The 14,034-nt window shown below is 33.9% G+C and carries 10 protein-coding genes; 6 read left to right on the forward strand and 4 right to left on the reverse strand.

Features of this window, described 5'->3' with window-relative positions; all coding sequences use genetic code 11:
* Nucleotides 1–368 precede the first annotated feature (368 nt).
* Complete coding sequence (locus M2372_RS06165) at nt 369–701, forward strand: hypothetical protein (protein ID WP_148060696.1); 333 nt, start codon at nt 369–371, stop codon at nt 699–701.
* Between the two features lie 123 nt (nt 702–824).
* On the opposite strand, the gene M2372_RS06170 is transcribed toward M2372_RS06165, so the two are convergent.
* The 4 genes from M2372_RS06170 to M2372_RS06185 all read right to left on the reverse strand — a co-directional run bounded on the left by M2372_RS06170 (nt 825) and on the right by M2372_RS06185 (nt 5,198).
* On the reverse strand, nt 825–2,327 hold the full coding sequence (locus M2372_RS06170; protein WP_123317950.1) for a hypothetical protein: 1,503 nt from the start codon (nt 2,325–2,327) through the stop codon (nt 825–827).
* Nucleotides 2,328–2,491: 164 nt separating this feature from the next.
* The gene (locus tag M2372_RS06175) at nt 2,492–2,755 is read right to left on the reverse strand and encodes a helix-turn-helix domain-containing protein (protein ID WP_123317949.1); all 264 of its coding nucleotides are present in this window, start codon (nt 2,753–2,755) and stop codon (nt 2,492–2,494) included.
* 77 nt (nt 2,756–2,832) lie between these two features.
* Complete coding sequence (locus M2372_RS06180) at nt 2,833–3,744, reverse strand: hypothetical protein (protein ID WP_123317948.1); 912 nt, start codon at nt 3,742–3,744, stop codon at nt 2,833–2,835.
* 2 nt (nt 3,745–3,746) lie between these two features.
* On the reverse strand, nt 3,747–5,198 hold the full coding sequence (locus tag M2372_RS06185) for a phage integrase SAM-like domain-containing protein (RefSeq protein ID WP_185018677.1): 1,452 nt from the start codon (nt 5,196–5,198) through the stop codon (nt 3,747–3,749).
* A 545-nt stretch (nt 5,199–5,743) separates the two neighbouring features.
* Here M2372_RS06185 and M2372_RS06190 point away from each other — a divergent pair.
* The 5 genes from M2372_RS06190 to M2372_RS06210 all read left to right on the forward strand — a co-directional run.
* Nucleotides 5,744–7,168 carry a hypothetical protein gene (locus M2372_RS06190; protein ID WP_123317946.1) on the forward strand — a complete coding sequence of 475 codons (1,425 nt, stop codon included), beginning with the start codon at nt 5,744–5,746 and terminating at the stop codon, nt 7,166–7,168.
* A gap of 23 nt (nt 7,169–7,191) precedes the next feature.
* Nucleotides 7,192–7,686 (forward strand): hypothetical protein, encoded by a 495-nt coding sequence (locus M2372_RS06195; RefSeq protein ID WP_115973977.1) that lies wholly within the window; start codon nt 7,192–7,194, stop codon nt 7,684–7,686.
* Nucleotides 7,687–8,103: 417 nt separating this feature from the next.
* Nucleotides 8,104–9,723 (forward strand): T9SS type A sorting domain-containing protein, encoded by a 1,620-nt coding sequence (locus M2372_RS06200; RefSeq protein ID WP_123317945.1) that lies wholly within the window; start codon nt 8,104–8,106, stop codon nt 9,721–9,723.
* 12 nt (nt 9,724–9,735) lie between these two features.
* Nucleotides 9,736–13,278 (forward strand): DUF5977 domain-containing protein, encoded by a 3,543-nt coding sequence (locus tag M2372_RS06205; RefSeq protein ID WP_148060695.1) that lies wholly within the window; start codon nt 9,736–9,738, stop codon nt 13,276–13,278.
* A gap of 133 nt (nt 13,279–13,411) precedes the next feature.
* Nucleotides 13,412–14,034, forward strand: a 623-nt coding sequence (locus M2372_RS06210) for a DUF6443 domain-containing protein (RefSeq protein WP_228455614.1), incomplete at its 3' end; no start/stop codon positions are given.

Here is a 14,034-nt window from a genome sequence, read left to right on the forward strand (position 1 = left end):
CTTACAAATACAACAGGTAGTAGTTATATATATATTTGGATATAAATATATATGTATATTTGTATACATCCTTACGGAAAACCATAATCTTGCTTATTTATTAAAAAAAGAAAAATTTCCTACTAAAATGATTAGTTCCACCTAAACCTAATTATTGCTATTTTAAGTCATTTTTAGGTACTATATCTTTATTACACTATAAGTCTGACCATTTCATTTCAAAAAAAGTAAAAAATCATCTGTTCCAATATATATTTTTTATAAATTTAAGTATGTAAAGCTAAATATATTATGTAGTAAAATAACCAATAAAAACAATAATCATGGAAACAGTAGAATTTCAAATTGACTCTAACAAAACTGTTAGAATGCAATCTTTTAGAGATGCAAGTGCACAACAAAGATATAAAGTGTTCAGAAGACTTTATACTGAGATTAATAATTGGTCATTTCTTGGTGAGTATGAAGGCGGAGAGCAGTCAAGCTATCAGGTATTTAATCCTATTTCAGTACCAACAATTTATAAAATTGAATGTGCAGGTTACTGGAATCAAAGACCTGCTGACGGATGGAAACCATCAAAAGCAAGAGTAAGGTATTATCATAATCCTGATAATATTGTAATCAAGGTCGAATGTGAAGATTATTGGAGTACAGATGGTGATTGGGATGATTTAATTGTTCAATTTATAGTAGATTAGATACTCTTAACATTTCATAGATTCTACTCTTTATAAAAAATCAAACAAATAAATCAATTCTGAAGACACAATATAAATGATTGGCTTTACCTCAATATAAGGATAAAGCCAATCATTACTATTTTAGGCTACCTTTAGGCACTCATCAGTATTACACCATAACTCGGGTTTAAAACTCGGTAAAATACCATTAGCATAGGTCAAAAACAGCTCCTGCACCATAGATTCCAAAACAGGAAACCAACTTTGTGTAGTACAAAAAGAATCATGTATCGTCCAAAGTGGCATTTCAGGATTTATCTCTGCAATCTGTTTAGTAATAGTATCAATTACACAATCAGATTCAACCTGTTGCAAAAGTTTGGGGAACAGTTTGAATGAATTTTTATCATCGGAAGTTGTTTTAAAAATCTCGATACATTCACATAACAAAGGAAAATGTTGTTTAAATATCAGATATTCTTTTGACGGTTTTTTGAGTGGAGTGTAAAGAATCTGCAATGTGAGCTTTTTCATCATATCTCGTTTATTTTCAAACTCATATACTTTTGCTTTACCTATATCAGAATCATAAAATGATTTTCTAAACACACCATCATAATCAGATTTAATATCTGGAAAGAGTGGCATCAAAAACTCATAAAATTTGCCTGTCAACACAGCTTTTTTCAACGGAGCAAATTCTTGTTGAAATGCCTCACTAGAAGTAGTTTCTTGTAATTTCTGCAACATAGTACCTATATTATCACTTCCAAACACTCTATTCATAATTTCTATAATCTTACTATTACTCAAACTCTCTAATACCAAAACCATAAAATAGGGTTGTGAGTTCTTAATATCCAAACTTTGAATGTTTTCGCCGTAATAAGTTAGATATGGGCGGAATTTAGACGGCATATTGGTTAGGTTCGTATGCAGTCTGTTATCCGAATCTGGATTGCGGGAAATACGGTAACATTGTTCTTTCAGCATTAGTGCTGTAAACCAATAGTTATGTGCCTTAGCCATTATCGGATTCAATCTGGTGTAGCTCAAACTGTACTTATTGTAACAGAACTCAGACGATAAATCATCATTCAAGTGGTCAAAGTCAAGAAACAGCCCATCATCAAACCATTTAGACAAGTGTGAGCAAGATAAAATTGCATCATTGTCAACAACTTCTTTAAAAAGATTTTTAGTCAAAAATTTATCCGTCATTTCAAAGATTGAAAAATCCAGACATTCTACACCTTCAAGATTGATGTTTTCATAATTGTATCGGTAACGTTTACAGGTACGACCTTTTGAGTAACCTTTACCCTGCAAAAGACCAATCTGTGAAAAGTACTCAAAATACTTACTGTAATTGGAATCTTTCTTTTTCAATCTTTGGGAATCCATAGGTATATAACCCCAGAGATATGTTTTGTCTTTTTGATACGCAGGAATACTTATAACTAAACTCAGGAAGTACAGGGCATTATTCATTTTGAACTCTTTAAACGGTTGTTGCTCCCGAACTTTTTCCTGAAGATAATTAAATATGATTGTAGGTAACACTACCTTCCATTGATAACCTTCATGATAAAAGGCTGATGCATTGATTTTACGGTTTGATTTTTTGCTTTTATATTGTTGCATATTTGTTCGTTTTTGTTGAAAATCAGGCATAGCAATAGCTCTCCATAGCTCCTTACTATGGCTAAACCTTGAGTTGTTAAAATTTTTGGAGATGAAAAAGGATGTTTGTGTACAGTAGGTTCTTATACGTAATCAAACCACATGCGTACAACAGGAAAAGATTGTTAAGAAGCCAATCTTAATTTTGCTTGAATTTCATTGCGAGTATAGTAGACCCTACCGCCAAAGTCGATAGGAACCAATATCCCGCTTTTTGCCCAATTGTTTAATGTCCCAAGTGAAACCCCGAAATACTCCGCTGTTTCTGCTCTCGTCATTATTTCTTTGCCCTCTGGCTTATACAGTTCTGCCAGTTTACTTTCAAATTGATTTAATTTATCATTAATTAAATCCTCAATTTTTCTAAAAAAATCTTTAAAATAATCCATATTATTCCTTGTTTAAATTATAGTACAAAGGAAAAAAAATGGTTATATGGATAAAATTCGAGTTTGTTAGATTTTTATTAGATGGGGAAAGGGAATGCTGAAATATGCCTTTTTAAATCAATTTGAGCATTATCAGATTTGGAGTAATTTTTCGCAGGTTTAATAACTTCCTTTTCATAATACAGATTTAAAAAACCAACAAAATCTTTCTTGTAGACAGTTCTCTTGAAGATATTCTTTCTACACTCATCTACATCAAAGAAAGAAAGAACCTTAGCTTGAAAGCCTCTTTCATCAAATTGATTGAGCCAATTGAGCTGCCCCATTGCATGAATAAACCAAATCTCCGCATCTTTAGAAATAAAAATGTTGTGAAAATTTTGTTGCTGTTGTTGTTCTAACTTTATATTGGCTTTTTGTGTGGAGAGACTTGTTGTAAAATAATTATGAACATACGGAACTAAATCAGAAAACTCTCTTTTAACTAATTCTAGTTTTCTTTGATTTTCTTCAATAAGATTTTGGATAATTATTCTTTGAAGTTTATTGATATTAAAATTATTCAATAGACTATTATAATAATCTGTTGATTCTTCAATGGCTTTAAGAAGGTTTTTAAAGACATAATCTTTATTTCGACTTTCTGTTTCCTTATAAACATTATGGGTAGAATGTTGGAATTCTACAAAAAGATATTCCATAAAACTACTAACCTTAAGGAAAAAGTTTTTAGATTGAATAATTTCACCTTGAATCTCATAATTCAAAGTTTGGTATTTACTCGATTTTTCTGATTTGTATTCTTCTTCACTTATGTCGAGAAAAACTGAATTAGCAACATCCAAAAATTCATTATCCAGTAATGCGACATCACTGCATTTATAATATCTCCATGAAAATTCTGAAAACATTTGAATAATCAAATTGTTTAACAATCTTTCGGATTCAAAAAAATGCTTGTGATATTTAAATTCTGTATAATCTCTCATCGTTAACTAATATTTTTCAAATTTATAATTTCCCCCAATTGTTCAATATCTCCACTCTCAATAAGTTCCTGTATTTTTTGCATTTGGGCTTTCAATCCTTCAATCTCTTTAGTCTGCAAGTCGACCTTCTGAAGTTTTTCATTTCTTGCTATGATGCTTTCCTTTCTTACCTGTTCGTGCTCAAAAGTCGGCTTGAAATAGGTTTTAAAAACAGATTCGTCCGTATGTCCTGTATACTGCCATATTTCCAATAAGTCCCACCCCTCAATGTAACGATTGGTACAAAAACTTCTTCTAGAATCGTGAAATGCTACCTTATCTGCAAAATTGATTGTTTCAAATACCACTCCATCATTAGTAGGACGTTCACGGGTGATTATCTTTTCATTAAAATAAGGTACAACCTTAAACAATTCTTTCAGATACTCATTAGTGTTTTGATTAGATATTGCAATACTTTTTATATCATTATCGTATTTATTCAATATTTCTCCTGCATATCCGTAAATTGGAAAATTCACGGTTTTATATTTATCAACTTGAGAACCTTTATTTAACAAAATACTGATATTTCCTGAGCTAAGTTCAATATGCCCATTTTCGATTCTTGTAATATCTCCAAACCTTAGTGAACTATGACAACCGAGAACGAATAAATCTCGAACTCTTTCTAATCTAGGTGAATCAGAGAAATCATGTTCATACAATATTTTGATTTCGGGTTCTGTCAGCACTGTATGGAAGCTTGGAGGAACTTTAACGCTAAATTCATCCTGCATATAGCTCCTATTCTCAGTATACCCTTTTTCAAATGCTCGTTTAAGTATCGCAGATAGTCTTTTGATTCGGGTTCTGAGTGTACTCAACTCTCCTACTCTCTCACTACCTAAAAGCCAGTTCTGGAATTCTAAACATTGTACTTCATCAAATTTATCAATGTCCAAAAAGATATTATTATCAGTAGCAAAATCTTTTAAATCACGGTACATCACATTAAAAGATGATACATAACTTTTATGCAGTGGTTTTTGACCTGATACAATAGCACGTTTAATTTTAAGTTCAATCACTTTCATGAACTCCTGGAATACATCATCAAAAGATTTCTTGTTCTTTTGCACGGTGTTGAGTTCCTTTCCCTCAACTGCATTGCAAACAATGGTTTTCAGTTCTTCTTTTGTCGGCATACGATTGTAATGCTCATTAAAATTTTTGTGAGCATCTACAATTGAAGTTTTGAACCTGTTCAGCTTTTGGTTAATTTCTCTTTTATCTGTTCCCGAAGTAGCTGTTTTAGTATCACTGTCCCAACTGCTCGGAGAAACTTTTAATCCCGTTGAAAAATCCGTCTGTAAACCTTTAAATGAATACCTACCCATTATTCGGGAGATTTCCGTCTTTGGTTCTTTCAGCCTGAAATTTACACTTCCTGTTTCGTTGTTGTATTGTGCCATAAAATAAAATATTCGCATAACAAATATACGAACATTTCAATTTTGGTCACTATTTTGGTCACTGTAAATTTTGAATTTATTTGAATTCATTTACATACAATCAAATTTAACCACTTATTAATCAACAATAAAAGCAATCAAATTCATTCAGCAAGAAATAAACAAATGCAAGATGTTATATCCTGTGGGTCTACAAAAAGCCTTGTTAATCATTTGATTTACAAGGCTTTTTTATTTTCACTCAAAGCAATCAAGCATTAGATTCACTTTCTACCATATCTAATTAACAAACTGTCAAGCTAATGATATCGTTCCAGTTTTAAATTCAAAAGATTCCTATCATCAGATTCCACAGAAAGATAATCTCCTATTCAAAATAAAATTTTAATGAAGAGGTAAAAACAAATTAAATTATAATATGACATGATTTGTCGTATCCCGGAAAAACCTTTGTATAAAGACAATTCAGAACATGATAAAATCTATATTTCGTGAAATAAAAATTATTTTTACTTTAGCCACCCTAAAAAAATTATAGAGAACCGATGAACAGGAAATTTATTTTGCGGTTACTTTTAGTAGTAACAGTTTTATTCTTTTTCAACTCTTGTAGGACGGATGAAGTAACACAAGAAGAAAAAAGAACTGAAAGAGAGAGGATTGAAGCTTTCAGTCGATTTGAGAGCAGTTTACCTTCTCAAAAAATCACACAAAAAAGTAACTCCGGCTATGTAAGTTATCATGAACCTTTTAAACAGATTATTCAATCGTTTATGAGTAAAAACCCTTCTTATACAGAGAGATTTCATAATGAAGTGGGAGATATTTATTTTAATCTGAGAAGTCTTACCTATGGGGATACCACAAAAGGAATTGCCTACCCTATCATAAAAGACGGTAAAGTAAATGCCATACTTATAGGGTTGGTGAATCCTCAAAGAGACTGGGTAAATTTTATAGTAGTAAAAAATGATGCGCCCGAAGTACAGGCTGTTATAGCAAAGTTTCAAAACTTTTATAATTCACCCTCAACAACTTCAAGAAAAGAACCTGAACAGGAAGAAGCTATACAGGAAATTATAATTACTGCTTATGACAGTATTCCCGGACCTTCGTATGTTATTTATCAGCCTTACATGGATTATGGAAGCTTTGGAGGTTTTGGTGGCGGAATGAGTGGTGGCGCCAATTTGTATGGAGGTACCGGTAGCGGTAGTGAAAGCCCGGAAGAAAACTCCCAAAATCCATGCAAAAATGCAGAAAGCTCTATGAGTGATGCCAATACCATTCTAAAAAACAGTGAAATAAAGCAAAAAATGGATGCAGTTTTAAAAGGGAAAATTCAAGCTTCCAATGAATGGGCAGTTGCTATCGGTGAGAAATCTAATGGAGATTATGAAGTAACATCAGCTGTAGAGCAGAATGAGGATAGTGGAGCAATTCCTACTTCTCAATTAACAACCTCATACATTGGTGATGGCCATTCTCATTCAGGAGGAAGGGGTAATCCTTCGGGAGGAGATTTGTATGGTATGATAAATTCTCTTGCCATTAGCAGCCCTAACCTGAAATATCGTTTTGTGTATGGTAATTCTGATGAAGGAACAAGTGAAGTATATGCTCTTGTAATTAGTAATGCTACTTTAGCCCGACAATTTCTTAATCAATTTCCTAAGGATCAAAATTATGATTCTCAAAATCATTCGTTTAAAGAAGACAGCCAATTGGGAATAGAGTTCTATAAAGCATTTGTATATCATCAATCAGGAACGTATGATAATACTTCCGGAGAAGCTTATGATAATAAAGCTGTCGCCATGGCTTATATTTTGGATAAATATAATGCTGGCATCAGTGTCGCTAAAGCAGATGTGAATGGAAATCTTAAAAAGATAAATACAGAAGTAACACAGGTAACAATTCCATACAGTGGAGTTAAAGAGGGTATAAAAATATCAAAATGTCCATAATTTAATGGTTTAGAAAAAATAATATGAAATCTATATTTTTAAAAAGCTTACTATTCATAAGTATATGTTTTATACATACGTATAAAGCTCAATCAGTAAATGATTATATTACATTTTATAATGGTGTTGTTCCTAAGTTGAATACTATTGCCTCGAATAAAACACAATTCTACGGACAAAACTTTTCACAATTCCACAACGAATTATTAAGTAAAAATATAAACATTATTGGTTTATCATATGACAGCAAAACAGATACCGGTATAAAATATTATATCTTAAGATTATTTTTCTGTGACTCTAATATGGATAAACCTGCATTAGATAATAAGTATCAGATTCCCTGGATTACAATTACCTTCCAGGATGAAATTCCTCCTCAAATTAAAAGTATGGTGCTGCAACATCATGGAATGTGGAATAATAGTTTTGCTCAATTTTTCTCGAATATGAAAATAGAAAAAATAAAATTCGTAGGAGTTAACGGATATAACAGTAAAGATTGGTCTGCTAAATAATCTATTCTAAAAGAAGGATTAATATTTTCAAAACAACATTTAAAATGATTGGCTCTACCTATAGTGCCAATCATTTTTATTTTAAGTTGCCTGCAGACACTCATCATTGTTGCACCTACACGTCAGGCTATCTTTAAAACTGGACGAAATCAGCTTAAAGAGTTTGATGTATTATGATTTAAAAGGCAGATTAATCTCTATTCCAATCATTTTCAAATAAATTAAAACAAAATTTAATACGCCATGCTTTGACGCACTGCATAAATACTTTTATTTCCAGATAAAATAAACAAAAATTAACTCCACTAAATTGTGATAAAAATCACCTTAAATCACCTTATCATGAAACAGGCAAACTGTTAAAAAAAGTTAAATTTGCAAAATTAAAACTATCATTAAACTCAAAACAACACAGGAATGAAAAAGATTTATCTCAGTGCATGTACTGTATGCACAATTCTTGGCGTATCTGCCCAGAATGTTCTTTGGCAAAAAGATGTCAAGTCCTCTACTCAGGATTTCCTTAGCCAGGTCACTACCACTATCGATCAGCAGTATCTTATCACAGGAAGCTCTATACAAAGCGACAAACAGCAAACTTCAGGAAGTAAACAGAACAATGGCTACGATTTCCATCTGGTTAAACTGAACCAACAAGGAGAAAAAGCCTGGGAAAAGTATTTCTCAGGAAACAATCACGATTATTTATCTGCAACAGTTAGCACTCAGGAGGGAGGATTTCTTTTAGCAGGAACCTCATACTCCGGAAAAGGACTGGATAAGAAAGAAGATTCCAAAGGAGGTTCAGATATCTGGCTGATCAGAATCAATGAATTTGGCGATGAAATCTGGCAGAAAACATTAGGAACCTCTTCCGATGAAGAAGCTAAAGCAGTCATTCAAAGTATAGATTTAGGCTTTTTTGTAGCCGGGAATGTACAAAACTCTTTCCAAGGGTATGGCTCCAAAGATGTCTGGATCACCAGACTCGACAAAGACGGAAAAGAACGATCCCAATTGATAGTAGGTGGAAAAGGTTTGGATGAAGTAGAGAAAATGATTCCTACAAAAGATGGTGGAGCATTATTGGGAATTTATTCAAGAAGCTCCGAGGTGAAGAATTTCGGGGTAAGAAATCCTGAAAGTCAATCTTCAGATGAAAGATCTGTCAGTTCAACAGCCAGACGCCAAAAGCCAAAAGCCAGCAGCAACTTTGGTGAAGGAGATTACTGGATTATCAAGCTGGATAAAAACGGAAAAGTAGAATGGGAAAAGAACTTTGGTGGTAAAGGAGATGACCATATCAGAACCCTGTCTTTAACTTCAAATGGCTACATTATTGGTGGTGAATCCCGTTCTGAAAGATCAGGAAATAAAACCGTAGGGATTGAAGAAGGAACAGACCTATGGCTGATTGCTCTTAATGAAAGAGGGGATGAACAATGGCAAAAGTCCTACAACTTCAAAAACCGTGATATCCTGATGGGAATGAGTGTGATTCATTCAGCGGATGATAAAGCCTCAAAAGGAATTCTTTTAGGCGGTTATACCCAGGCAGAAGGAAGAATAGAAAAAGATGATGAGACGTTCTGGATGATCTACCTGGATGGTAATGGAAATGAACAGTGGCGAAAGCATGTAAGCGGAGAATCCAGACAGAAAGAAGAAAGACTTTCAGATTTGAAACTCAACAGAGACGGTTCTATTATTTTAGCAGGAACCAGTGCCAAGGAATTGGGTAAAGAAAACTGGAAAATTGTAAAGCTGGGTGATAAGCAGGTTAATGATCTGATTGAAAAATACGATATCAAAATTTATCCGAATCCGGTATCCGATTATGCGTATGTAGAAATTGGCTTTGACTTTAAGGAAGCTGATATTATGCTGTATGATATGAGCGGAAGACAGCTTCAGAACTTCAAAACAAAGAACAGAGTGACTAAGATGAATACCCAAGCTTTGGTGCAGGGAGCGTATTTGGTGACGATAAAAACGGATAATAATAAAACAGCGAATGCAAAGCTGATTAAAAAATAAAAAACATTAATTATGAAGAAAATAATAAGTCTGACTACGGTATTGTCGGCTATAATGGTGTGGGGGCAAACCCTGGAGTTACCTAAAAATATTCAATCTCCCAATGCTGCTTCATTAGGGAAGTATGGAGATATTCCCATGAATTTATCTACAGGAAGAGCAGACGTTAATGTACCGGTGTATTCTTTAAATGATAGTAATATTCCTCTAGACATTAATCTGAGCTATGACACCGGCGGGGTTCGTGTCAATGACCATCCGGGATGGGTAGGACAAAACTGGTCATTAAATGCTGGTGGTGTAATCACCCGTACTATGAAGGGGCAGCAATTTGATGAATATGAAGGTGAATTAGCCACCGGATACCCGCAAAGAGGTTATATATTAACTCACGATCTTTTAAATACACCATTATGGCAAGATGGAAACTATTTAAAAAATCTTGCTACCGGATCACCTTTTAACGCTCCCGATCTTGAACCTGATATTTTTACGTTCAATTTTATGGGAATGAGTGGGAAATTTTTCCTGGGCGAAGATGGGGAATGGAAAGTGGCATCGGATAGTAACCTCAAAGTAGAGATTGACCTTAATAACAATATTAAGCCTTTAGGATTGGATTTTATTGGCTACCCTTATGCTTCTTCAAATTATCCACAAGTAAAAAGCATTGGTAAAATTAAACTCACCGACAGTGTGGGTAACCAGTATATTTTCGGAGGAAATATGAATTCGATTGAATTTAACGTCTCTGACTTCTTTAATCAATCCAGTTATATCATGTTTTCTTCGGCATGGTATCTAACCAAGGTTTTGGATAAATACGACAATGAAGTATATGCATTGGAATATGAAAGAGGAGGTTATCAGGCCGCATTTTATAATAATTTTTCAATAGCCAATTATAAAGTACCTAATGGGGGTTGGCTGGAGCCCGGCTGTGGTTCTACTACTTACCTGGGACAGGTGGGGGCTGCGGGAAATCTTATTGTTCCTTCTTATTTAAAGAAAATAACAGCATTGCAGTCTAATCTTACGTTTAACTTTAACTCATCTGAGAGTAATTCTCTTCATTATTTAGCTTCTGAACCTACTTTACGAAATACATATGATATAGAGCTTGTTCCAACAGCAGATTACCAAAGAAAAGTCCTTGGCAAACTTTTCTATTTATTCTATGAAATGGATGGAGTAACACCTAATTACCCCGACGAAGGGTTCGGTAATCAGTTTAGTATAAATACTGTTCTTAACAGACTTAAATGGAGAAAACTTGATAATATCTCAATTGCCGGAAAAGAGTTTTCTAAACAGATCCGTTTTAATTATGATGATTCTCCAGATACAAGACTTAAGCTGGAAAGCGTTGATTTGAATGATAAGGAATCTTACAAATTTTCCTATATAAAATTCGATGCGTTACCGAAATATTTATCTACCCAGGTCGATCATTTTGGGTATTATAATGGTAAAGATTTTACCCTTGATCCCAACATGCACTCCAGAACAAGGCAGTCAAACAGGTCAACAGTTCAGTATGGTGCCTTAAACAGGGTTATTTACCCAACAAAGGGAAGCAGTTTTTTTGAATTTGAGCCGCATCAGTATTCTCAGGCATTAAATTCGGATTTTCAGATTGTTCCTGAGAACGGATATATAGGAGGATTAAGAATAAAGAGAAAAGCAGATTATGACACCACTTTTAAGGAAGCTAAAAGTGTGGAATATCAATATACTAACGGAATAAACTCAGGCGTTTCTACAGGGATTTTGGCCAAAAAGAATTTATATACCTTTACTAATTGGAGCTTAAGAAGCACATCAGGGCAATTGTATACAGGATGGACTTTCAGCATCAACTCCATCATTCCACTTTCTAATTTTTCTGGCTCCTTTATCGAATACAGCAGTGTTGTTGAAAAAGAAAAGGATAAAGGGTATACGATCAATCAATTCACCAACTCTCTGGAGTATCCGAATAGAAAAGGGGTCACTATTGCAGAGGCATATAGTATTATGGATCCTCAAAACGAAATGGGATTTAAAAGAGGAAAACTATCATTAAAATCTTATTATAGCTCAGCAAATGCTTTGCTAAAAGAGGAGAAATATAATTATACATTTAGTCCGGTGCAATATGCCAAAGCATTTAAATTCGGAGGTAAGGGCTCCTGTCAATCAGGGAATATTATAAACGGTACTGCCTATCAAATTCCTTATGCGGATTTTACGTTAAGAGAAAAAATTACCAAGACATACGAAGGAGGACAAGTACTTGAAAGTAAAGAATCTTATGCGTATGACCAGAAAGACAATTTTGGAGACCAATTCCTTAAAAGAAAAGCTATAACTTATCCTGACAACAGAAAAGAAGAAGAGACTTATGTCTATACTTTTGAAAAAACAACTCCTTTGTACAATGAGCTTGCCAATAAAAGACAGTATACCATAGTTTCAAAAGAAAATAAATTAGATGCAGTCTCTATTATCAAATCAGAAATAGAATACACAAAGGTTCCAATATTTAATAGTAAAGGAACGGCTACCAATACTCAGAATATTTTTCCTACAATCTTTAATAAGTCAACGAATGGAAGCCCTGTAGAAAATGAACTGACGATTGACAAATATGATAAATACGGCAATATAATGATGGGACATACCAAGGGGGGAGCCTATCATTATTACTATTATGCATATAATGGAAAATATCCTATTCTGAAAATTGAAGGAGGCATTGTAAGCAATACTGCACTTGATTCCAAAATAGAAGAACTGATCAATCTTTGTGAAAACAATACTTCTATAAACACTTCTATCATCAATGCTCAAAAAGATATTAGAATATTATTGCCGGAACATCAGGTAACTGCTTATACTTACTTTCCTAATATCGGGGTGGAAAGCATTTCCCCTTCAACAGGAATTACAGAATATTATATCTACGATAGCCTACACAGACTACAAGCAATTAAAGACTCTAATCAAAAGATCATCAAAGAGTTTACATATAACCATTCAAGTGTAGATCCTGTAAAAGATATTTATTACAGTAATGAGAGAAAAAGGAATATTACAAAAAATGATTGTCCCAATGGAGCTGAAGGAGGTGATTATGAATATATTGTTCCGTTTGGAAGATATGTTTCATTCATTAGCCAGCAGGATGCAGATAGTAAAGCTCAGCAGGATCTCACCATAAGTGGACAACAAGAGGCTAATTTATACGAAAGCTGTGATATCACACAGTGTATATATCTGAGTTCATTCTGGAACGGATTGAGTATAAATAAAATAGGGTATAGAAAAGTAAAAGTTAATATTGATCTCCCCTTCAATTATTTATCTTATCCTTGGAAGGAAGGAGTAAAAATAGCGCAGCTTGAATTAGAATGTGCTCCTGTCTATAAAACATTCAGATATGATATTGGAATAATAAATCCTAATTCTATATGGACGGTGTATGTAGATCCTAAAGGACAGGTCTTTTTAAAATATGATAGTCTTGAGCCGATCATACCTTATCAGTTATCCTTCATTTTTTATGCTGAATAATGAGTTCTATGTCTAACCTCAAAATATTTTCCGCAATGAAATTATTACCTCTAAAAAGTAAATGCATAGAAGATGAGCTACACTGCATTCATGATCAGCATAAAGAAAGAATAAAACATATAAACTAACACTGATGAAAAATATAATAATCTCAATAGTTACCCTTCTTTTGATGGGTACTATAAAAGCTCAGGTTCAGCTTCCTAGCGGTTTAGCCGGATCTGCCAGTGAAAATTATGTATATACCAGAACCTATCTGGAGGAGAAAACCCAGAGTGATCCTGCTGCTAAACAAAACCAGACCGTTCAGTATTTTGATGGCTTGGGTAGACCTAAGCAGGTAGTGAACGTAAAAGCTTCCCCATTAGGAAGAGATGTGGTCACCTATATAGAATACGATCAGTTTGGAAGACAGACAAAAGACTATCTTCCTGTCCCACAATCAGGAACTCAGAATGGTGCCATTATTACCAATCCTTTATCCAATGCAACCCAACCTGGGATTTATGGGTCAGAAAAGATCTATTCGGAAAAGATATTGGAAAAATCACCTTTGGACAGAATCATGCAACAGGTTCAGCCTGGTAACGACTGGGCCAGTAAACCTGTAGGATTTTCATACGAAGCCAATATGGCTAATGAAGTATATCAGTATACCACGAAAACAACATGGGAGAACGGAGCTACCAAAAGCGAGCTTATTCTGGCTTCAGCTACTTCCTTCTATGCTCCCGGAACATTGTATAAAAATGTAGT

It is taken from the genome of Chryseobacterium sp. BIGb0232 (assembly GCF_024810195.1).
Lineage (GTDB): Bacteria > Bacteroidota > Bacteroidia > Flavobacteriales > Weeksellaceae > Chryseobacterium > Chryseobacterium pennae.